The organism is Bacillus sp. Root920 (assembly GCF_001429445.1).
Lineage (GTDB): Bacteria > Bacillota > Bacilli > Bacillales > Bacillaceae > Bacillus > Bacillus safensis.
The window spans coordinates 16,944-40,268 of the sequence record NZ_LMJV01000007.1 but is presented as its reverse complement, the minus strand read 5'-3'; the positions used below and the strand labels follow the sequence as shown (position 1 = coordinate 40,268).

The following is a 23,325-nucleotide window of genomic DNA, read 5'->3' as shown; positions in this document are numbered from 1 at the left end:
TTTCGGCATGTATTCAGTAAGATAGATGATTTTAACTTTATTATAACGAAAATATTTTTAAAAAACTAAAAAATATGGAAAATTCAAAGTGATTTTTTTATAGATTGATCATTAGTTTGTTGTATCAACTTACAAAGTGTACTCAGGAGGAATGAAGAATGGCCAAATCAAATATGAAAACATTATACAGTCTAGAAGGAATCGGCAAAATTCAATATGAAGGAAAACAATCAAAAAATCCACTCGCTTTTCAATACTATAATCCAAGCGAAGTGATTGGTGGAAAAACAATGAAAGACCACCTGCGTTTTTCAGTCGCTTATTGGCATACATTGACGGCTGATGGAACAGACATGTTTGGAACTGGGACGATGCAAAGAGCCTGGGACACCTATAGCGGAATGGATTTAGCAAAAGCTAGATTGGAAGTCGCTTTTCAGCTTTTTGACCTATTAGATGTTCCGTATTTTTCATTCCATGACCGTGACATCGCGCCAGAGGGGGAGACGCTTCAAGAGACCAATCAACAATTAGACATCATTTTAGAAAGAATGAAAGAATACATGAAGCAAAGCGGAGTAAAGCTGCTGTGGAACACGGCCAATATGTTCAAGCATCCTAGATTTGTACACGGTGCTGCGACTTCTTGTCATGCAGATGTCTTTGCCTATGCGGCCGCACAGGTTAAAAAAGGCATCGAAACCGCCAAAGAACTCGGTGCAGAAAATTATGTTTTCTGGGGTGGACGAGAAGGGTACGATACGCTGCTCAATACAGATATGAAAAGAGAGCTTGATCACATGGCGGCTTTCTTGCATATGGCTGTTGATTATGCAAAAGAAATTGGGTACACTGGCCAATTTTTAATCGAACCAAAGCCAAAGGAGCCAACCACTCATCAATACGACACAGATGCAGCGACATCCATCGCCTTTTTAAAACAATACGGATTAGATTCCCATTTTAAATTAAATATCGAGGCCAATCATGCGACACTGGCCGGCCATACGTTTGAGCATGAATTACGTGTCGCAAGAATACATGGGCTGCTCGGTTCTGTTGATGCAAACCAAGGTAATTCGCTTCTTGGATGGGACACAGATGAATTTCCAACCGATCTGTATGCCACAACTCTTGCCATGTATGAAATTTTGCAAAATGGCGGTCTAGGGTCTGGCGGTCTTAATTTTGATGCAAAAGTGAGAAGAGCTTCCTTTGAACTTGAAGATATTTTATATGCTCATATTGCTGGGATGGATGCATTCGCAAAAGGACTGCGGGTCGCTCATAGACTCATAGAAGACCGTGTGTTTGAGGATGTGATAAAGCACCGGTATCGCAGCTTTTCTGAAGGAATTGGCCGTGACATTTCAGAAGGGAAGGCAAACTTTCATACATTAGAAGAATATGCGCTGAAACATCCTTTAATCAGAAACGAATCGGGAAGAGAGGAACAGCTGAAAGCCCGTTTAAATCAATACTTGTTAGAAGATTAATTGAAGGGGCTGACCTGTTTTGAAGGAGTGAAAACATGAAATATGTGATGGGAATTGATCTTGGAACGAGCGGGGTCAAGGCGATATTAGTGGATGAGAGCGGGAAGGTGTGCTGCGAAGCCTCTAAGCCGTACCGCCTCATTCAAGAGAAGCCTGGATATTGTGAGCAGCACCCCGAGGATTGGGTAAACCAGACAATGGCTGTGATGAAAGAACTGATGGCAAAGCAGCCTGTTCATTCAAGACAAGTTGAAGGCATCAGCTTTTCCGGCCAGATGCATGGATTAGTTCTATTAAATGAATCTCGCGAAGTGCTCCGCCCTGCAATTTTATGGAATGATACACGAACGACAGCACAATGTGCTCACATCACAAAAAAGCTGGGAGACCGGCTGCAAAAGATCACAAAAAACCAGGCGTTAGAAGGATTCACACTGCCAAAATTATTATGGGTAAAGGAACATGAACCACATATTGATCAGCAAATCGACATGTTTTTACTCCCAAAAGATTATGTCAGATTTCGTTTAACAGGCGCTGTCCATATGGATTATTCTGATGCGGCGGGCACTTTGCTGTTAAATATCGGTGAACAGACGTGGAGTGAGGAGATTTGTCAGGCATTTGATATTTCTCCTCATATTTGCCCGCCGCTTGTCACATCAGAGGCGGAGGTTGGTACACTTTTGCCGCACATTGCACGTGATGTTGGGATGAAAGAAGGCGCGAAGGTTTTTGCCGGCGGGGCAGATAATGCTTGCGGAGCAATTGGTGCTGGCATCTTGTCCTCTGACCGCACGTTATGCAGCATCGGCACATCTGGGGTGATTCTCTCCTACGAAGAGGATCATAAAAGGGAGCTTCAAGGGAATTTACATTTGTTTCATCATGCAAAAAAAGACGCTTTTTACACAATGGGTGTCACCCTCTCAGCAGGATATAGTCTTAACTGGGCAAAACACTTACTGGCTCCTGAGGAATCGTTTCAATCACTTTTAGAAGGTGCGGCTCATGTAGCGCCAGGAGCGAAAGGATTGCTCTTTACTCCCTATTTAGTCGGGGAAAGAACACCTCATGCGGATTCGATCATTCGCGGCAGCTTGATTGGATTAGACAGCAGGCATGAAAGGGCACATGTTGTCAGAGCTGTGTTAGAGGGAATTACCTTTTCGCTAAATGAATCTATCGCATTATTCCGGCAGGCAGGAAAAAACATAGATTCTATTGTGTCCATTGGCGGCGGTGCGAGAAGCCGGACTTGGCTTCAAATGCAAGCAGACATTTTTCAGGCTGAAGTCATCCAGTTAGACAATGAACAAGGGCCTGCTTTAGGTGCAGCCATGCTTGCTGCGGTTGGCTGCGGATGGTATCCGTCACTTGAAGTATGTGCTAATCAATTGATCCATCAAGCCGCTGTTTATGAGCCAGAGCAGCAGCATGCGGAAGTATATGCTGATCTATTTCATTTGTATCAAAGGATTTATACACAAACAAAAGATATCCATGCCGGGTTAAAGCAGTATCGTTCCATCTAACTGAGAAGGCTGCATGAAAGGAGGTGATGGGTTTTTCACCTTAGGGATGACAGAACAATACGGATGAAAAAAGGAGAGGGATGGAAAATGAATTTGAAAAGATTGAGGCTTTTGTTTGTGGTGTGTATTGGATTTGTGCTGACACTGACGGCTGTGCCAGCTGATGCGAAAACGATTTATAATAATGAAATGGGTACACATAGCGGATACGATTATGAATTATGGAAGGATTATGGAAACACCTCAATGACACTCAATAACGGCGGGGCATTTACTGCAGGCTGGAACAGTATCGGAAATGCTTTATTTCGGAAAGGAAAGAAGTTTGATTCCACTAAAACTCATCATCAGCTTGGCAACATCTCCATCAATTACAACGCAAACTTTAACCCAGGCGGGAATTCCTATTTATGTGTCTATGGCTGGACACAATCTCCATTAGCAGAATACTACATTGTTGATTCATGGGGCACATATCGTCCAACAGGAGCGTATAAAGGATCATTTTATGCAGATGGAGGCACATATGACATTTATGAAACGACCCGCGTTAATCAGCCTTCCATTATCGGGATCGCGACCTTCAAGCAATATTGGAGTGTACGTCAAACAAAACGTACAAGCGGAACGGTCTCCGTCAGTGCGCATTTTAATAAATGGGAAAGCTTAGGCATGCCAATGGGTAAAATGTATGAAACAGCATTTACTGTAGAAGGCTACCAGAGCAGCGGAAGTGCGAATGTGATGACCAACCAGCTGTTTATTGGACGATAAAAGCTTATAAAAAGCCAGCAGTTTTTGCTGGCTTTTACTTTTTCTATGATAATTTTTCAACTTCCACTCTGCCAGAAAAGAACGTCGCGCCGCCGCCCATATCTGCCAATCGATCAGGTGTTAATCCATTCACTAAATGCTTTTTGCCTTTTTGATCTGCCCATAATCCTTGACTGACCACAACACCAGATAATACATTTTGACCGACTGACACGACAAGCTCACACTCTCCTCGGTCGTTCAACACACGTACCATATCACCATCTTCAATTTTTCTTTCCTTTGCATCCTGTTCATTCATGTGAAGCTTCGGAAATTTCTCTAGCTTTTGATGCTTTTCATGAAGTGAGAAGGTGGAATTCAGAAAATTATGGTTCGGTCCCGGTATAAAGGTAAGCGGATAATCGCTTTCCTGATAAAGGGGCACATAGGTTGGAAGTGCTGGATACCCGTCTTTTTTCATTTGTTCAGAATAAAGCTCAATTTTCCCGCTTGGGGTTTGAAGCTTTAATTCCTGGAAAGGTCCACGTTTCGCTTTGATCCATTTCTTTTCTTTTAATGCTTCGTATGAAATGTCCTCATAATGCGGATTTTCTGGATGATGAAGAGCTTGTTCCATCAGTTCAGCATCTGTCTCGCGGAAGGCTTCATCTTCAAAGCCCATCGCATGGGCAAGCAGGCGGAATACTTCAGTATTTGATTTGCTTTCTCCGTAGCGTTCTATCACAGGCTCCTGAATTTGAATATAATGATGCCAGTACGATGTATAAAAATCCTCGTTTTCAAAGGCTGATGTCGCTGGCAGGACAATGTCTGCATACGCCGCTGTTTCTGTCAGGAATAAATCATGAACCACTGTAAATAAATCCTCTCTCAGCAAACCTTCTCTGACTTTATTCGCTTCAGGTGTCACAACCGCTGGGTTGCACGAGTAGATAAAGAGAGAATCAACGGAAGGCTCTGCGCTTGTCAGCACGCTGCCCAGTTGATTCATATTAAATGATCTAGGTGTGCGTTCTTTTAATAAATCCGGCCGCTGAAGAGCTGTTTCATTATAACTGAGAAAAGAAGAGTTTGATTTCATCGCTCCGCCGCCCTTGTGCAGCCATTGACCAGTCAGGGCAGGGAGGCAGGAAATGGTTCTAATACTCATCCCGCCATTATCATGGTGCTGTAAACCATTCCCAATCCGAATGAGAGAGGGCGATGTCTCAGCGTACATTCTTGCAAGTGTAATGATATCGCCTTTAGGAACACCCGTGATCCGCTCAACTGTGTCTGGATCATACTGCTTTACATGCTCGCGCAGCTCCTTATGGCCGACCGTGTAAGCCTCTAAAAAGGCTTCATCTGTACGTTCCTCTTTAAAAAGGACGTGCATGATGCCAAGGGCAAGTGCACTGTCAGTACCAGGCCGAAGCGGAATGAACCAATCTGCCATCCGGCCGGTTTGGTTCTTGTGAACATCAATTACGACAATCTTCGCTCCTTGCTTTCGTGCTTTTTGTGCCAAGGTGATTTGGTGCATATTTGTCGATACGGCATTGATGCCCCAAAAGATAAATAGTTTCGTATGAATGGTTTCTTCAGGATCTGTCCCAATGCTTGCACCCATTGTATATTTATAGCCAGTCGTTCCCGCAGACTGACAGATCGTTCGGTCTAACTGACTTGAACCAAGACGATAAAAAAAGCGGCGGTCCATTCCTTCTGCGTTGAGATTGCCCATGTTTCCATAGAAGCTGTAAGGCAGAATGCTTTCTGGTCCTTTTTCTTCGATCAGCTTTGTCCATTTTTGCCGAATGGTTTCAATGGCTTCTTCCCACGTAATCGGTGCAAACTGACCTTCGCCTTTTTGGCCAACACGTTTTAAAGGAGTGGTCAGCCTTTTTTCATCATATAAACGGGCTGTGACATTACGCACTTTGTTGCAAATGTTTCCTTGTGTGACAGGGTGGTCCGGATCTCCCTGCACTTTCACGATCTTTCCATTTTCTTTATGTATTAAAAGACCGCACTGATCCGGGCAATCTAACGAACAAACTGATTTGAATATTCCGTCTTTCATCGCTGTATAATCGGTCATGAGTTTTCGGCTTCCTTTCTGCATTCCGTTATCACTTTGTATGGATTTTATTTTAGCATGTTCGGAGGAGGAAGGTAAGAAAGAGATGATGAATTGAAGAAAATGAAAAAAAGCCCCTGAAAAGGGACTTTTAAAAACGGGTGACTTGTACAGGAAATTCTTTTACCCCAAAAACAAACGTGCTTTGAATAGGTTTTAGCTGATCTGTAGCGCAGGTGATGTCTTGAAACGTATGGAGTAAAACGTCAAGCGCAATGTTGCTTTCAAGCCGGGCAAGCGGTGCACCGAGACAAAAGTGGATGCCAAACCCAAAGCTCATATGTGGATTTGATTTTCGGTCAAGCCGGAACGTATCTGGATCTTCAAATTTCTGTTCATCCCGATTTGCTGAAGCAACCCAGCTGATGAGATAGTCTCCTTTTTCAATGTGCGCGCCTGCAATTTCAACATCTTCTGCAGCGATTCGGCCAATGGCTTGAACAGGGGGATAATACCGTAACGTTTCCTCAGTCAATTGAGGAATAAGAGAGGGGTCCTGCCGAACTGATTCAGCGATATGCGGCTGCTCTGTCAGCAGTCGTACGGCATTGGTTATTAAATTGGTCGTTGTCTCATTGCCTGCAACGAGTAGTAGAATACAAAAGCCAAGCAGTTCATTTTCCGTTAAACGCTCTCCATCAATTTCCGCTTGAATGAGAAGCGAGATCAAGTCATCGGCTGGTGTTTCTTTTCGTTTTTTGATCAAATGAGCAAAATAAACGGACAGCTCCTCTTCAGCGCGTTTCTGCATATCTACAACAGCCTGAATGGCTTCTTTTGATTCATCCTTAGCACCTGCCACAAGGGCATCAGAATGTTTTTTAATCAGCTCTCTGTCCTGCACCTCTGCACCGAGAAGCTCAGCGATGATCATCACTGGCAGGGGAGCTGCTAAATCTTGCACAATATCAAACGTACGTTGGTCCTTAACTTGATTTAATAGATCATGTGTCAAGTCTTTGATCTTATCTTCTAATTGCTTGATCGCTTTTGGGGTGAACGCTTTATTCACAAGCGCTCTCATCTTTGTATGTTTTGGAGGATCCATCGTTAAAATACTTGTTTTAGACGTGCTTCTTCCTCGCTGTGAAGAGAACACTTTAGGCTGTTTTAGAACAGACTGGATATCCGAATATCGAAAGAGATCCCAACACTTTCTTGTCTCATCATATCTAATATCACTCTCTGCACGCAGCTCATTGTAAATAGGGAATGGGAAAAGAAGGTCATCGGTAGAACGGATTTCTTTCATTGGAATCACATTGACATAGTTTTCTTTCACTTTCATTATGAACGCTCCTTTTTCACATGATTTCTCTTTCACGGTATCACCAGTAAAATATCATTTCAACGGACATGTTTTCTAAAATATGTCAATAGTCTAATCGAAAGATTCAAGCACATTCACTATATAGGAAAATAGAAAGTCATTAAAATGAGAGCGCTTTCTGAAAAATAGAATTGAAGTCACCGAAACCAAAAATAAATTGGTGAATCCAGTCGAACGAAAGGGTCCTATGATTCAAATGAACATAGTTCTTTTGATCTAAATTACTGTATTTGAAAAACACGGCTAACATACTTGCAGCAAGCTGCCGGCCATGCATTCGGGACTTTTGAAAAGCGCTGGCTCTTTCTTGACACGATTTCTCATCATGTTACGATTACTAACGTGCGAAAAACACGAACAAAAAGCGAACAAGGGAGAGGATCAATATCATTGATCAAAAGAAAGTTGCTTTCATTGGAGCAGGTTCTATGGCGGAAGGAATGATTGCAGGGATTGTGCGATCAGGACAGATGCCGCTAGACCAAATTTACGCAACAAACAGACAAAATCAACTTCGATTGAATGAACTAACGAAACGATACGGAATCCAAACAGCCGCAATGGATTCATTTCCTTTTGAAGAAATGGATATGTTGATCCTGGCCATGAAGCCAAAGGATGCTGAAGCAGCCCTTGAATCATTAAAACCTCGTATTCAGCCAGATCAGCTCATCATGTCTGTCCTTGCAGGTGTTAAGCTATCGTATATTGAAGACATGCTGCATGAAGGCCAGCCTGTTATGAGGGTCATGCCAAATACATCAAGTACGATCGGAGCATCAGCGACTGCTTTATCTGCTGGACGTTACGTGAAAAACGACCATATGAGCATAAGCCAGGCTCTTTTATCTGAAATGGGCGAAGTCTATACCATTCAGGAAGAGCAAATGGATATTTTTACTGGAATTGCTGGAAGCGGGCCCGCCTACTTTTATTTCTTAATGGAAAGAATCGAAGAAGCAGGAGAAGAGGCAGGTTTATCAAAGGAATTGTCTCGCCAAATTGGCGCGCAGACACTCCTCGGTGCGGCAAAAATGCTGCAAAAAACAGAGGAAAATCCTTCTGTCCTAAGAGAGAAAATTACGTCACCAAATGGAACAACTGCTGCAGGACTCAATGCATTAGATGATTTTGGCGGAGGAGAAGCGATCAAGCAGGCTGTCAAGCATGCTGCCAATCGATCAAAAGAGATAAGCAATCAGCAAAAACAAAAAGTATCTATATAAATAGAGCTCAGGTACAGGAGTGATTAGGTGTACGCAGATAAAGAGAGAAAACGAATTGTTGTGAAAATCGGAAGCAGCTCTCTTACTAGCTTTCAAGGTGAGATTAGTTTGAAAAAACTAGAAAACCTCGTCAATCAAATTGTGAAACTCAAAGATGAAGGACATGAAGTCATTTTGGTTTCATCTGGTGCGGTTGCAGCTGGTTACCGAAAACTAGGATTTATTGATAGACCCAAAACACTGCCGGAAAAGCAGGCATCTGCCTCAATTGGGCAAGGGCTTTTAATGGAATCATATTCTACTTTATTTTTATCACACGGTTATATTGCCTCACAGCTCTTAATTACAAGAAGTGATTTTTCTGATGAAACGCGCTATCAAAATGTGCGTAACACAATGAACGTGTTATTAGATCGAGGCATCATCCCAATTATTAATGAAAATGATACAGTGACGATCAATCGGTTGAAGTTTGGAGACAACGATACATTGTCTGCAAAAGTAGCTGGACTCATTGATGCGGATTTCCTTGCCATTTTATCTGATATTGATGGCTTGTATGAAGATAATCCTCATACAAATCCAAATGCAAAGAGAATTCTTGAAGTGACAGACATCACAGAAGACATCGAAGCAGCTGCTGGAGACGCTGGCAGCAGCGTAGGTACAGGCGGAATGAAATCAAAGCTCGATGCGTTTAAAATATCAATGGCCGCAGGGATCAACGGCTTTTTAGGAAAAGCAGATACGCCTGACATTTTAGACAAAGCCATCAATGGGACAGAGGACGGTACTTATTTTACCGCTGACGAAAATGTAGCGCCGCTCAATTATAAGAAGCAGTGGATTGCCTTTCATTCTGGACCAAAGGGTGAGATCGTGGTTCAAGAGAAAACACAGGAATTCCTCATGCACCGAGAGGGAAGCCTTGATTCTGATGGGATTGTCAACGTAAAAGGTTCGTTTAAAAAAGGCGATGTGGTCCGTATTTTAGATCAAGATGGAAGAGAAATAGGTCTTGGCATTGTGAATTATGCGTCAGATGAACTCGCACGTAAGAGTGATTTGTTACAAGATGAAATCGTGCATGTCGTCGATCTTGAAGCATTTGTTTGTCATTTAGATTTATCGATTCCAGTTTGTTAACCAAAAGGGAGGAATTCCATGACACTGACAGCTGAAGTTGTCACATCGGTCAAAGAAAAAGCGAAAAAAGCAAAGCATGTTTCAAAAAAACTAAGTTTACTTCAAACAGAGGAAAAGAATGACGCGCTTCTTAAAATGGCAGAAGCATTAGAGCAAAACAGCCGCTTTATTTTACAGGAGAATCAAAAGGATTTAGATGCTGGCAAAGAAAAGGGCTTCACAGAGGCACTCTTGGATCGATTAATGTTAAATGAAGAAAGAATTCATGAGTTTGCTGAAAGTTTGCGGCTCGTGACGAGATTAACAGATCCTGTTGGAGAAATATTGGATGAATGGACTCTTGATAACGGCTTACACGTAAAAAGCCGAAGAGTACCGCTCGGTGTGATCGGGATGATCTATGAAGCGAGACCGAACGTCACTGTCGATGCAGCAGGCCTTGCCTTAAAGGCAGGCAACTCAGTGATTTTAAAAGGCGGTTCCTCCGCTATTTCTTCCAACAAAGCCATTGTCAGTGTGATCCATGAAGCATTGGATCAAACAAAGATTCCTCGTGATGCGGTGCAATTAATTGAACAAACAGATCGTTCATCCGTTCAGGCGATGTTTCAACTAAAAGAGTGGATCGATGTTTTAATTCCGCGAGGCGGAGCCTCTTTAATCAAAACAGTGGTAGAAGAATCCACTATCCCAGTGCTTGAAACAGGGACAGGGAACTGTCATGTCTTTATTGATCAAACCGCAAATGTGAAAAAAGCCATTGAAATTGTGATCAATGCAAAAACGAATCGTCCGGCTGTATGTAATGCACTTGAGACGCTGATCATTCATCGCGAATGGCTGAAAGAGAATGCAGCCTCATTAAATGAAGCTTTGCAGGAGCATCGTGTCACTGTACATGGCGACCAGGCAGCAGAGTCTTACTTTTCAAACGCGGTTCCTGCTGGAGAAGTGGATTGGACAGATGAGTATTTAAGTCTGGATCTTGCAGTAAAGGTAGTCGATTCAATTGACGAAGCGATCAGCCATATCGATCAGTATGGCACAAAACATTCAGAAGCGATCGTGACAGAAGATGAAAAAAATGCACTCACGTTTCTAAACGAAGTCGATGCGGCGGCTGTTTATCATAACGCATCGACTCGCTTTACAGACGGCGGTGCACTTGGCTATGGAGCTGAAATCGGCATCTCCACGCAAAAGCTGCACGCCAGAGGGCCAATGGGACTTCCTGCACTCACGACAACTAAGCTGCTTCTGTGTGGTGACGGTCAGATTAGAAGCTAGAAAGATTCAAGAAACACTACCTTTTTTATGAGGTAGTGTTTTTAACTTTATTTAAAAGAAATACACGTTATCCTACGTTTGCACAATTGTTCTTCATGATCTTCTCAAATTTAAAAAATTCAAATTCCTCAGGTGCTAAAGGTTCATTGCCTTGATGTGCTTCATGAGGTGCGTTTGGATCTGGATGGTGTAAGTGATAAAATTCAACTATTTGAAAGCCGCACTTATTGACATAAAAATGAATGTTGCGTTTTTCAAAGTATGGAGTCACAACCTCCCATACAATCGTTTCTGGATATTGCGCCTCGATGGCTTTCCATGCTGCCTGACCAATGCCCTGGCCGTGAAAGGATGATGAAATGTATAGCAAATCAACCGAGTTGTGATGTGTCTCTTGGTTGATTTTGATCACAACGCCTCCTGCCTTTTCACCATTTAGCATAATATGATAAACAATGTGTTCATTCGAATGAAAAGATTCATCAATCACTTCATCTGGAGGAATTGGTCCATCATGCGCATCGCCAAATGCATCGATCACACCAGCTGTAAAAGCTTTTTGGAGCTCTTTTTTCATTGAAGGGAAGTCCTCTTTATTTGCTTGTGCTAATGTTACTTCATGTTGAGTTATTTTGTTCATTTTTTTATCCTTTCCATGCGTAGTGATGTTTCTGGATGTTATAATAAAGGATGGAGTTACTCCATAGTCAAGGAAGGAGCCTTCATCATGATCAATGATGTGCAAAAAACGTTTTTTACTGGAGAATTTGCCAAGCTATTTGATGTCAAAAAAGATACGCTTCTGTATTATGATAAAATCGATTTATTTAAGCCGGCTGGTGTTCACGAAAATGGATACCGTTACTATACACTTGAGCAATTTGACCATTTTATTGCGATTCAATCCTTGCGGGCTGTTCAATTTCCGATCAAAGAGTTAAAACAATATTTCACAGAACCTTCCCGCGAGAGACTGCAAAGCCTAGCGGCCGACCAAATAAAAAAGGTCAAACAAGAGATTGAAAAGCTTCAAGACATCCAAGCTTTTCTTATGCGGGTGATGGAGACGACACATGAATTAGCAAATGTGAAAATAGGCGAGGTCCTGTTTCAAGAGCTGCCAGAAGAACCTGTTGTACTAAGTGCATCAAACCCGATCGACTTCAATACACCTGTAGAAGAAATATCACGTATTGTAGGGGAATTTTTAAAGGGAGTTGGCATAAAAGGGGCTGCGGCAAATGGTTCTGTCTTAAAAAAGGAGCAGTTCCGTAAGCGGCACTATCATCAGTCAGATCAGCTGTTCTGCCGAATGGATGGCCCGGGGGCAGTCAAAAAACCTGGCGGGCTCTATGCGGTGATGTATGATCAAGGAACATTTGATGAGATCGAATCTGCTTATTCGCATTTGTTAGATGAAATCGAGAAAGAGGGCATGATGCTGGATGGAGATGTATTTGAGGAGTATTTACTACATTCGCTCATGTCTAAAGATGAAGCAGAATATATAACGAAGCTCAGTGTAAAAGTGAAGAATCGAGCAGATGGCAATTGAAAAGAGGATAGACAGCATGTGACATGCGTGTCTATCCTCTTTTTTTGATGTTATCCCACTTGATTTTCGGCAAATTGACTCATATATAAGTCTGCATAGAAGCCTTTTTGTTTTAAAAGTTCGCTGTGCGATCCTTTTTCAATGATGCTTCCATCCTTCATGACTAAAATAAGGTCTGCATCCTTGATTGTTGAAAGTCTGTGTGCAATCACGAAGCTCGTTCTGCCTTTCATCAATTCATTCATTGCTTTTTGAATATGCATCTCTGTCCGTGTATCCACACTGCTTGTTGCTTCATCTAATATCAAGATCTTTGGATCAGATAAAATGGCACGGGCGATGGTTAACAGCTGGCGCTGACCTTGAGACAGGTTGCCTGCATCTTCTGTTAACAGTGTGTCATATCCATCTGGAAGCGTGCGGATGAAATCATCTGCATAGGCATGTTTGGCGGCTTTGATGACATCCTCTTTGGAAACGTGCTGCCTGCCATAGGCAATGTTGTCGTAAATCGTTCCTTCAAAGAGCCATGTATCTTGAAGAACCATCGCAAATAATTCTCGTACTTGCTGACGGCTGAGGTCAGTTGTTTTGACACCGCCAATGCGTATGGAGCCTTGATCTAATTCGTAAAAACGCATTAAAAGATTAATGATGGTCGTTTTTCCCGCGCCTGTTGGTCCGACAATGGCAACCGTCTGTCCTTCTTGCACATCTAAATTCAAATCTTTAATAATCGGATGACCTTTTTCATATCCGAATTGAACTTGTTCAAAGCTCACATCGCCTGAGAGTGATGCAAGATCAATTGCCGCATCTTCTTCGGTGCTTTCTTCTTCCTCATCAAGGATTTCAAACACCCTTTCAGCAGACGCGATCGCTGATTGAACTAAGTTTGCGACGCTTGATGCTTGCACAAGCGGCTGAGACATTTGCTGTGTGTATTGGATAAACGCCTGCACATCCCCGACACGAATATTCCCGTTAATGACAAGAATCCCGCCGGCTACACTGACTGCCACATAGCCAAGGTTCCCGATAAAGGTCATCATTGGCATCATTAAACCAGAAATGAACTGCGCTTTCCTTGAAGATTCATACAGCTTTTCGTTTAATTCATCAAATGTATCGATTGCTTTCTTTTCGTAGCCATACGCACGAACTGTCTGATGTCCTGTGAACATCTCATTGATATGTCCATTGATCGTGCCAAGCTCTTTTTGCTGCGCTTTAAAATGCTTTTGAGAAAATGACGTAATACCGCGAATCGCAAACAGGCTGAGTGGCAGCGTCAAACAAACAAGCAATGTAAGCAGCGGACTGATGAAGAGCATCATGACGACAATCCCAATGACTGTAATCACAGATGTAATCACTTGGGTGAGCGCCTGCTGAAGCGATGTATTAATATTATCGATATCATTCATCACACGGCTTAGCGTGTCCCCGTGGGTTGTTTTATCAAAATAACGAAGGGGGAGACGTGTGAGCTTGTCATTTGCTTCCTGCCGTAATTCAGCAATGGTCTGTTGAGAGACACCAGCCATGACATATTGCTGAACGAATGAAAAGAGGGAGGCAACGACGTACAGCACGACAAGCAGTAAAAGAATTCGTGAAATGACGTCAAATTGAACGGCTGTTCCATTCGTAAAGCTGTCAAATAGGGAAGAGGTAGCATCCCCAAGCAGCTTTGGACTAATGACGTTAAAGACAGTTGAACCAATCGCTGCAATAAAGACGATGATCAGCTGAAATTTCCTTGGTTTTAAGTAGCCTGTCAAACGTAGCAGTGTTTTCTTAAATTCCTTCGGTTTTGCGGCTGGCCCTTTAGGGTGGCCGCCTTTATGGCCCATGCCGGAAGACATTTTCTTACTCATCCTCGCTCACCTCCTGACCTTCCTGAGAGGCGACAATCTCTTGGTATACAAGATTGTCCTTTAATAATTGTTCATGTGTTCCAATACCTGCGATTTTCCCTTCATCAAGTACAATGATTTTATCACTATGCTTCACTGTACTGATTCGTTGAGCCACAATGATGAGGGCTGCATGAGCTTTTTCTGCTTCTAATGATGCCCGCAGCTTCGCATCTGTCTTGTAATCAAGTGCTGAAAAGCTATCGTCAAACAGATAGAATGATGGTCTTCTCACTAGCGCCCTTGCAATGGAAAGTCGCTGCTTTTGGCCGCCGGATAGATTGGAACCACCTTGATCAATTTCTGCATCAATTCCGTCATCTTTTTGCAAAACAAATTCTTCGGCCTGCGCAGTTCGCAGCGCCTGCCAGATGTCTTCATCGCTTGCATCCTGTTTGCCAAAGCGTACATTCTCGGCAATGGTTCCGCTGAATAAAACAGCTTTTTGAGAGACATAGCCCATTTGGTTTCTCAGTTTTTCCTGAGGTAGTTCTCTAATGTCTACACCATCTAGTGTAATCCGGCCTTCTGACACTTCATAAAAGCGCGTCATCAGCTGGAGAAGTGTTGTTTTTCCAGAACCCGTACTTCCGATAATGGCTGTCGTTTCACCAGTTTTGGCTTCAAACGTGATACCTTGAACGGCTGGTTTCTCAGCATTTGAGTAATAAAATGACACATCCTCAAAGCGAATGGATTGAGCGGGCTCGTGAAGCTCAGTCATAGATTCTTCTTTATCTTTAATCTTTGGTTCCATGTTTAACACTTCATTCATGCGTTTAGCTGATGCTTGTGCTCTTGGGACCATAATAAAGCTCATCGACAGCATAATCAGTGCCATTAAAATCATCATCGCATATTGAATGAAGGCAATGAGATTCCCAACTTCCATTTCTCCGGCATCAATTCGGTTTGCACCAAGCCAGACAATACCGATATTCGTGAAGTTCATGATGATCAGCATAAATGGAAACAAGTAAGCCATTAATCGGTTGACTTTAAGACCAGTGTCCTTATAGGACGTGTTGGCTTCTTGGAATCGCTCCTTTTCATCATCCACACGGTTAAACGCACGAATAACGCGGATGCCTGAAAGAGATTCCCGCATAATTAAATTCAGCCGGTCTGTTTTTTTCTGAAGCTGGCCGAATAGAGGGATGGCTTTTCTTGACACCAAATAGATGAATCCGCCAAGAAGGGGGAGGGCCGCTAAAAAGATAAGAGACAGGACAGCATCCCTGGAAACTGCCAAAATAATTCCGCCCACAAGCATGAGCGGGGCTCGCGTCATCATTTGTAAAATCATAATCGTCACATCTTGGACTTGTTTCACATCATTTGTTGATCTAGTAATAAAGGAAGATGTGCCGATCTTTTGAAATTCTTCTAATGAAAATTGTTCGACATGCACAAACAGCTGTCTTCTCATATCACGGCCGAAGCCAAGTGCTGTCTTTGATGACAAGTAAGACTTCCAAATGGTGAGCAAAATGGCGAGTAAAGAACAAGCCACCATCCAGCCGCCAACCTTCCATATGTAAGCAATATCTCCCTGGACGATACCGACATCAACGATATCTGCTGTTAACGTCGGTAAATACAGCTGGAGCATACTGCTTAAAAAGGTGAGAATGACAATGGACACAACGGACAGCCGATACGGCTTTAAAAACGATAAAATTGATTTCATACGAATACCTTTCTTCCATATAGTCTTTTGTTCTGTAACCCATCATATACAAAGAGGGATTATTTCTACAAATGAAATGTCTTCTTTTAATGAATTATTTATATTGTTCAATTTTAGAAAAGAAATCCTTCACAAACACATAAAAATCATGGGCAGAAGGAGACATTTCGCGCGTTTTAGATGCAATAATGCCAACCGTTCGTCTCACTTGAGGAAAATCGATTGGAATTTTCACTGTAAATCGGGGTGTTGTTTCATAAAAGGCGCTTTCGGGTAATAAGGTAACACCCATACCTGCCGAGACGAGACCTTTAATCGCATCCAAATCTTCTCCTTCAGATGAAATGGTAGGCTCATAGCCTGCCTGCTTGCAAGCATCAACCGCAATTTGTCTCAGCACATACCCTTCAGGAAATAACACGAAATGATCCCTTCTTAAATCACTTAAATGAATACTCCTTTGTCCGCTAAAGGGGTGGCTAACCGGTAAAAGGGCATAAATGCTTTCGGAAAACAAAATATTTCCTTCTATTTGAGAATCGTTTGTCGGTACGGGTCCTAAAAAGGCGAGATCGATATCTCGGTTTTTGACCGCTTCAATGAGAAATTTATAGGACCCTTGACGAAGTAAAAAATCGACCTCTGGATATTCCTGCTTAAAGGCGGAGATGACAGAAGGGAGCACTTGGCTTGCTAGACTTGTAGGAAAGCCAATATTCACCGTTCCTTTGTGCGGGTCTAAGTATTCATCAATTTGCTCTTTCGCATAATCAATGGCTTTGAGTGCAGTTCTGACATGATCTAAAAATTGTCTGCCGATCTTCGTTAATTTGATATTTCGTCCTTCTCGTTCGAATAAGGCCACTCCAAGCTCTTCTTCTAAATTCGCAATCTGCCGGCTGATGGCAGATTGGGCAACATGTAAGTTTTCAGCCGCTTCTGACACGTGTTCACGGTCTGCGACTTCTACAAAATAACGTAACTGACGAAGCTCCATTTTTGCACTTCACACCCATCTATCTCAAAAAGAGATTGTTTTGATCTAAATTATATATTGTTTATATCAATTTGAAAACTTAAAATAAGTTACAGAGTTTGTGAGATTTTATTACTGTGAAAAAACGGATCTTTTAAACGGGGGAGAGAAACGATGACTTATAATCAACTACCACAACCACAAGGTCTCTACCGTCCTGAATTTGAACATGATGCATGTGGAATCGGACTGTACGCCCATTTAAAAGGGGAGGCGACACATAGCATCGTCAAAAAGGGATTACAAATGCTGTGCCAGCTTGATCATCGCGGCGGGCAAGGCAGTGATCCGTATACAGGTGATGGTGCCGGTTTAATGGTACAGCTGCCAGACGCTTTCTTTAGAAAGAACTGCAAAGAATTTGCACTTCCTGAAAAAGGCCGTTACGGGGTAGGAATGGTCTTCTTTTCAAAAGATGATGACGAAAAAACGCGTCAAGCCATCGAACAGAAAATCAACGGGTTCATTAAACAAGAAGGTCAAACATTAATTGGCTGGAGAACGGTTCCTGTCGATCCAGGAAAAATTGGTACTGTCGCAGCGAAGAGCTGTCCTGTTGTGAGACAGGTCTTTATCGGAGCAAACGGCAACATCACAGATCGTTTGTCATTTGAACGAAAATTATATGTCATCCGTAAGCAGGCTGAGAACTGGGGAACAAGAGAGGAAAAGCAATTTTACTTTGTCAGCCTGTCGAGTCAAACCATCGTATACAAGGGGCTTTTAACATCAGATCAAGTCGATGCTTTTTATCTTGATCTACAGGATGAAACATTTGTTTCTGCATTTTCACTTGTTCATTCAAGATTTAGTACAAATACATTTCCTACATGGGAAAGAGCCCATCCAAACCGTTACTTAATTCACAACGGAGAAATCAACACATTAAGAGGAAACATCAATTGGATGAGAGCAAGAGAACAACAATTCGTATCTGAAGCCTTCGGAGACGATTTAGACAAGATTTTGCCAGTGCTGAATGCAGACGGAAGTGATTCATCCATTTTAGACAATGCCTTTGAATTCTTTGTGCTTGCAGGCCGTACACCTGCTCATACAGCAATGATGCTGATTCCTGAGCCTTGGACGGAAAACACGCACATGTCGAAAGAGAAACGGGCATTTTATGAATACCATAGTTCTCTCATGGAGCCGTGGGATGGACCAACAGCCATTTCCTTTACGGACGGGAAACAAATCGGGGCGATCTTAGACCGAAACGGATTGAGACCGGCAAGATATTATGTCACGAATGATGATCATATCATTTTCTCTTCTGAGGTTGGCGTAATTGACACAAATGAAGAAGATGTGAAGTATAAAGATCGTCTTGAGCCTGGTAAAATGCTGCTCATTGATCTAGAAGAAGGACGAATTATTTCTGACGAAGAAGTGAAATCGACCATTGCGAATGAACTTCCTTATCAAAAATGGCTCGATGAAGAAATGGTCCACGTCAATCGCTCAGAAGAAAATTCAGAAAATTCTAGTATAATGGACGATTTATTGACGCGTCAGCGTGCGTTCCATTATACGTATGAAGACATTCAAAAGTATTTAATTCCTTTACTAGAGGAAGGCAAGGACCCAATCGGTTCAATGGGAAGTGACACACCGCTTGCTGTGTTATCAGATCGTGCGCAGTCTCTTTTTCATTATTTTAAGCAGCTGTTTGCACAAGTCACGAACCCGCCGATTGATGCCATTCGTGAGCAGCTCGTGACATCAACCATGACTTGGTTAGGTGCCGAAGGCGATATTTTACATCCGAATGAATATTCATGCCGAAGAATTAAACTTTATACACCGGTCTTAACGAGCGGACAATTTAACGGCTTGAAAACGATTGTTCATAATGCCTTTAAAAGCAAAACAATCCATACACTTTTCACCGATGATTTAAAGCGCGGACTGGATGCGATGTTTGAAGAGGCGGAAAAAGCGATCAGAGAAGGTGTCTCTTTATTAATCCTTTCAGACCGTGAAATGACAGCACAAAAAGTACCGATTCCACCACTTCTTGCGCTAAGTGCACTTCATCAGCATCTTGTGCGTCAAGGTCTACGGACAAAGGTCAGTCTGATCGTTGAATCTGGAGAGGTGAGAGAGGTCCATCATTTTGCCGCACTAATTGGCTACGGCGCAGATGCGATTCACCCTTACCTTGTCTATGAAACGTACAAACAGCTGATTGCAGACGAAGCGATTTCGATCAGCTTTGATGAAGCTGTTACAAAGTTTGGTAAAAGCGTGACAGAAGGTGTCGTCAAAGTCATGTCCAAAGTGGGGATTTCCACTGTGCAGAGCTATAGAGGCGCACAAATCTTTGAAGCAGTTGGGATTAGTGAAGACGTCATTCAAGCGTATTTCACAGGAACAGCTTCTCAGCTTGGCGGGATTGATCTTGACACCATTGCTCATGAGGCAAAACTTCGCCATGAAGCAGGGTATCAAGCAGCAACTGACCAGACACTTGAATCAGGCAGTGAATTCCAGTGGAGAAAAAATGGAGAGCATCATGCCTTTAACCCAAAAACGATCCATACGCTCCAGTGGGCATGCCGTAATGAAGATTACGATCTATTTAAACAATATACAAAAGCAGCGGATGAAGAAAGAATCGGCTTCCTCAGAAACCTGTTTGCATTTCAGCCAAAACAAAAGCCGGTTCGTCTGGAAGAGGTTGAATCTGCTGAATCCATCGTGCGCCGCTTTAAGACAGGTGCCATGTCATTTGGATCTTTAAGTAAAGAAGCGCATGAGGCACTTGCGATTGCGATGAACCGAATTGGCGGTAAAAGTAACAGCGGAGAAGGCGGAGAAGATCCTGCCCGCTTTACAGTAGATGAACACGGTGATGACCGCAGAAGTGCGATTAAACAAATCGCTTCTGGCCGATTTGGTGTGAAAAGTCATTACTTGGTCAATGCAGATGAACTGCAAATTAAAATGGCGCAAGGAGCAAAACCTGGAGAAGGCGGACAGCTGCCAGGAAATAAAGTGTATCCTTGGGTGGCCGATGTACGTGGTTCTACGCCAGGTGTCGGATTGATTTCACCACCGCCGCATCATGATATTTATTCCATTGAGGATTTGTCACAGCTGATTCATGATTTGAAAAACGCGAACCGTGATGCACGCATCAGTGTCAAGCTTGTATCTAAAGCCGGCGTTGGCACGATTGCAGCAGGTGTAGCAAAAGGAACTGCGGACGTCATTGTTATCAGTGGTTATGATGGCGGTACAGGAGCTTCACCGAAAACAAGTATTAAACATACAGGGCTTCCTTGGGAGCTTGGATTGGCAGAGGCGCATCAAACTCTTGTGTTAAATGGTCTTCGCGAAAGAGTCGTTCTTGAAACAGACGGAAAGTTAATGACTGGCCGCGACGTTGTGATGGCTGCGATTTTAGGAGCAGAAGAATACGGCTTTGCGACAGCTCCACTTGTCGTGCTGGGCTGCGTGATGATGAGAGCATGTCATTTAGATACTTGCCCAGTCGGTGTTGCCACACAAAATCCAGAGCTTCGCAAAAAGTTCATGGGTAACCCTGATCACATTGTGAACTTCATGATGTTTATTGCAGAAGAAGTAAGAGAAATCTTAGCGGAACTTGGCTTTACATCAATGGATGAATTAATCGGACGTACGGACGTCCTAGCGGTCAGTGAACGAGCAAAAGCTCACTGGAAAGCAGGCCAGCTAAACCTTGAAACACTGCTTTATCAGCCAGAAGGAGCGCGGACATTCAGAACACCGCAAAATCATAAAATTGACGAATCGCTGGATATGAATGAAATCCTTCCTTATGTGCAAGAAGCGCTGAATCATCAAACACCGGTTGATCTATCATTGAACATTCGCAATATCAACCGTGTGGCCGGAACCATTACTGGCAGTGAAGTGTCTAAGCGCTACGGGGAAGAGGGCTTGCCAGAGGATACGATCACACTCAGATTCACTGGTTCAGCTGGACAAAGCTTTGGCGCATTTGTGCCAAAGGGCATGTCTCTCTATTTAACAGGTGATTCAAATGACTATATCGGCAAAGGACTCTCAGGAGGCAAAATTGCTGTTAAAACGTCTGATCATTTTGTACAAAATGGACATGAAAACGTCATTGTAGGAAACGTTGCATTTTACGGTGCAACTAGCGGAAAAGCTTATATTAACGGGCGTGCTGGTGAACGATTTGCTGTTCGTAATTCAGGTGTACATGTGGTTGTTGAAGGAATTGGAGATCACGGCTGTGAATACATGACTGGCGGACGTGTCGTTATTTTAGGAGACGTTGGGAAAAACTTTGGTGCAGGTATGTCTGGCGGTGTGGCTTACATCCATACATCGGATGCAAAACAGTTCAAAAGAATGTGCAATATGGAAATGATCATGTTTGAAAAGCTCACAGATCATGAAGAAGAACTAGAAGTAAAGCAAATGATCAAGGAACACCTTGATTATACAAACAGCTCAAAAGCAGCAGCACTTCTTGAAAACTGGGAGCAAGAAAAGGATCAATTCATCAAAGTCATTCCGAGAAATTACAAAATGATGCTTCAAAGTATTGAAGAACAAAAACAAGCGGGCCTCAGTCATGAAGAAGCGGTGATGTTTGCCTTTGAAGCAAACACAAAACCGAAAAATCAAGAAACGGCAAACGGGCAAAAAGCAGCCCTCGCTCATTAAGAAAGGGGAGAGGACAATGGGCAAAGCAACAGGTTTTATGGATTATAAAAGAGAAAAGCCAAATGAACGTGACCCTCTCACTCGTCAAAATGACTGGAAAGAATATTCAGCTCCTTATACAGATGACGTATTGAAAAAGCAGGGCGCTAGATGTATGGATTGCGGAACACCGTTTTGTCAAATTGGGATGGAGATCAGGGGCGGCGTGTCTGGCTGCCCGATCTACAACTTAATTCCAGAATGGAATGATCTTGTCTATCGCGGGAGATGGAAGGAAGCACTCGAAAGACTGCAAAAAACAAATAATTTCCCAGAGTTTACTGGGAGAGTATGTCCTGCACCTTGTGAAGGGTCATGTACAGTCGCTATCAATGATCCGGCTGTTTCGATTAAAAATATCGAACGCACGATCATTGATAAAGGTTTTGAAAATGGATGGATCACACCAAGAATCCCTTCAAGCCGTACAGGGAAGAAAATTGCCATTGTCGGCTCAGGCCCAGCAGGACTTGCAAGTGCTGATCAATTAAACCAAGCAGGGCACGCTGTCACAGTGTTCGAGCGTTCTGACCGTCTTGGCGGACTGCTGACATACGGGATTCCGAATATGAAGCTCGACAAAGAAGTGGTCGAGCGAAGAGTCAAACTTCTCAGACAAGAAGGCATTGACTTTGTGACGAACACAGAAATCGGCGTAGATATAACTGCCGACGAACTGAAAGAGCAGTTTGATGCAGTTATCCTTTGTACAGGTGCACAAAAGCAGCGTGATCTGTTGATTGAAGGCCGGGAAGCAAAAGGAATTCACCTTGCGATGGATTATTTAACCCTCGCAACGAAAAGCATGCTTGATTCAGGATTTAAAGACAAAAACTTCATTGATGCAAAAGGAAAAGACGTGATTGTGATTGGCGGAGGAGATACAGGTGCGGACTGCGTTGCAACTGCACTTCGCCAAAAAGCAAAAAGTGTTGTTCAATTCGGGAAGCATCCAAAGCTTCCGGATACACGTGTAGGGGATAACATGTGGCCAGAACAGCCTTATGTCTTCTCGCTGGATTATGCTTATGAAGAAGCACAAGCAAAATTCGGAGAAGATCCGCGTCAATATTCAATTCAAACCACAAAAATTGTGGCAGATAAAAATGGAAAATTAAAAGAGCTTCATACCATTCAAATGGAAAAGGTGAAAAACGAACAAGGGAAGTTTGAATTTCATGAAATTCCAGGGACAGAAAAGGTATGGCCTGCTCAGCTCGTCTTTATTGCAATTGGTTTTGAGGGAACTGAACAGCCGCTTGTGAAACACTTTGGCGTGGACAGCAAAAACAATCGCATTGACGCAAAATATGGGGAATATACAACAAATGTAGAAGGCGTATTTGCAGCGGGAGATGCAAGACGCGGGCAAAGCTTGATTGTCTGGGCGATTAATGAAGGCAGACAAGTGGCGCACGAGGTAGACCGTTATTTAATGGGGAGTTCGGTTCTGCCAAAATAGGTCAAACAAAGGGTGTTAC

At 42.9% G+C, this 23,325-nt stretch carries 15 protein-coding genes; 9 read left to right on the top strand and 6 right to left on the bottom strand.

Annotated features, from left to right (window positions below):
- The first annotated feature begins 158 nt into the window (after positions 1-158).
- From xylA to ASE42_RS11395, 3 genes are all read left to right on the top strand, one after another.
- Positions 159-1,496, top strand: coding sequence for a xylose isomerase (gene xylA / locus ASE42_RS11405; protein WP_025093137.1), 1,338 nt, complete (start codon positions 159-161; stop codon positions 1,494-1,496).
- A 35-nt stretch (positions 1,497-1,531) separates the two neighbouring features.
- Positions 1,532-3,031 carry a xylulokinase gene (xylB, locus tag ASE42_RS11400; protein ID WP_034621368.1) on the top strand — a complete coding sequence of 500 codons (1,500 nt, stop codon included), beginning with the start codon at positions 1,532-1,534 and terminating at the stop codon, positions 3,029-3,031.
- Between the two features lie 87 nt (positions 3,032-3,118).
- Positions 3,119-3,805, top strand: a complete 687-nt coding sequence (locus ASE42_RS11395; protein WP_025093139.1) for a glycoside hydrolase family 11 protein — start codon at positions 3,119-3,121, stop codon at positions 3,803-3,805.
- A gap of 43 nt (positions 3,806-3,848) precedes the next feature.
- Here the strand turns inward: ASE42_RS11395 and ASE42_RS11390 are convergent, their stop codons facing one another.
- Together ASE42_RS11390 and ASE42_RS11385 are read right to left on the bottom strand one after the other, a co-directional pair.
- Positions 3,849-5,891: a molybdopterin oxidoreductase family protein gene (locus tag ASE42_RS11390; RefSeq protein WP_034621412.1), complete on the bottom strand. Its 2,043-nt coding sequence runs from the start codon at positions 5,889-5,891 to the stop codon at positions 3,849-3,851.
- A 130-nt stretch (positions 5,892-6,021) separates the two neighbouring features.
- On the bottom strand, positions 6,022-7,218 hold the full coding sequence (locus ASE42_RS11385) for a cytochrome P450 (protein ID WP_025093141.1): 1,197 nt from the start codon (positions 7,216-7,218) through the stop codon (positions 6,022-6,024).
- A 470-nt stretch (positions 7,219-7,688) separates the two neighbouring features.
- Here ASE42_RS11385 and proC point away from each other — a divergent pair, with 470 nt between their 5' ends.
- Genes proC through ASE42_RS11370 form a run of 3 tightly spaced genes read left to right on the top strand, consistent with a single transcriptional unit; the run spans position 7,689 to position 10,919 of the window.
- On the top strand, positions 7,689-8,486 hold the full coding sequence (gene proC / locus ASE42_RS11380; RefSeq protein WP_056767042.1) for a pyrroline-5-carboxylate reductase: 798 nt from the start codon (positions 7,689-7,691) through the stop codon (positions 8,484-8,486).
- A gap of 27 nt (positions 8,487-8,513) precedes the next feature.
- Positions 8,514-9,632 carry a glutamate 5-kinase gene (gene proB / locus ASE42_RS11375; RefSeq protein ID WP_024428364.1) on the top strand — a complete coding sequence of 373 codons (1,119 nt, stop codon included), beginning with the start codon at positions 8,514-8,516 and terminating at the stop codon, positions 9,630-9,632.
- 18 nt (positions 9,633-9,650) lie between these two features.
- Positions 9,651-10,919 (top strand): glutamate-5-semialdehyde dehydrogenase, encoded by a 1,269-nt coding sequence (locus tag ASE42_RS11370; RefSeq protein WP_056767039.1) that lies wholly within the window; start codon positions 9,651-9,653, stop codon positions 10,917-10,919.
- A gap of 67 nt (positions 10,920-10,986) precedes the next feature.
- On the opposite strand, the gene ASE42_RS11365 is transcribed toward ASE42_RS11370, so the two are convergent.
- The gene (locus ASE42_RS11365; protein WP_056767038.1) at positions 10,987-11,559 is read right to left on the bottom strand and encodes a GNAT family N-acetyltransferase; all 573 of its coding nucleotides are present in this window, start codon (positions 11,557-11,559) and stop codon (positions 10,987-10,989) included.
- An 87-nt stretch (positions 11,560-11,646) separates the two neighbouring features.
- Here ASE42_RS11365 and ASE42_RS11360 point away from each other — a divergent pair, with 87 nt between their 5' ends.
- The gene (locus tag ASE42_RS11360) at positions 11,647-12,474 is read left to right on the top strand and encodes a MerR family transcriptional regulator (RefSeq protein WP_056767035.1); all 828 of its coding nucleotides are present in this window, start codon (positions 11,647-11,649) and stop codon (positions 12,472-12,474) included.
- A gap of 50 nt (positions 12,475-12,524) precedes the next feature.
- Here ASE42_RS11360 and ASE42_RS11355 read toward each other — a convergent pair whose 3' ends face one another.
- The 3 genes from ASE42_RS11355 to ASE42_RS11345 form a co-directional block, all read right to left on the bottom strand.
- Positions 12,525-14,354, bottom strand: a complete 1,830-nt coding sequence (locus tag ASE42_RS11355) for an ABC transporter ATP-binding protein (RefSeq protein WP_056767033.1) — start codon at positions 14,352-14,354, stop codon at positions 12,525-12,527.
- Positions 14,347-16,083 carry an ABC transporter ATP-binding protein gene (locus tag ASE42_RS11350; RefSeq protein WP_056767031.1) on the bottom strand — a complete coding sequence of 579 codons (1,737 nt, stop codon included), beginning with the start codon at positions 16,081-16,083 and terminating at the stop codon, positions 14,347-14,349. Before ASE42_RS11350 ends, ASE42_RS11355 begins: the two co-directional genes overlap by 8 nt.
- Positions 16,084-16,177: 94 nt before the next feature.
- The gene (locus ASE42_RS11345; protein ID WP_024422648.1) at positions 16,178-17,080 is read right to left on the bottom strand and encodes a LysR family transcriptional regulator; all 903 of its coding nucleotides are present in this window, start codon (positions 17,078-17,080) and stop codon (positions 16,178-16,180) included.
- 153 nt (positions 17,081-17,233) lie between these two features.
- On the opposite strand from ASE42_RS11345, the gene gltB reads away from it, so the two are divergent.
- Together gltB and gltD are read left to right on the top strand one after the other, a co-directional pair.
- Complete coding sequence (gltB, locus tag ASE42_RS11340; RefSeq protein WP_056767029.1) at positions 17,234-21,805, top strand: glutamate synthase large subunit; 4,572 nt, start codon at positions 17,234-17,236, stop codon at positions 21,803-21,805.
- A gap of 16 nt (positions 21,806-21,821) precedes the next feature.
- Positions 21,822-23,306, top strand: coding sequence for a glutamate synthase small subunit (gltD, locus tag ASE42_RS11335; protein WP_024428371.1), 1,485 nt, complete (start codon positions 21,822-21,824; stop codon positions 23,304-23,306).
- The last annotated feature ends 19 nt before the right edge of the window (positions 23,307-23,325 follow it).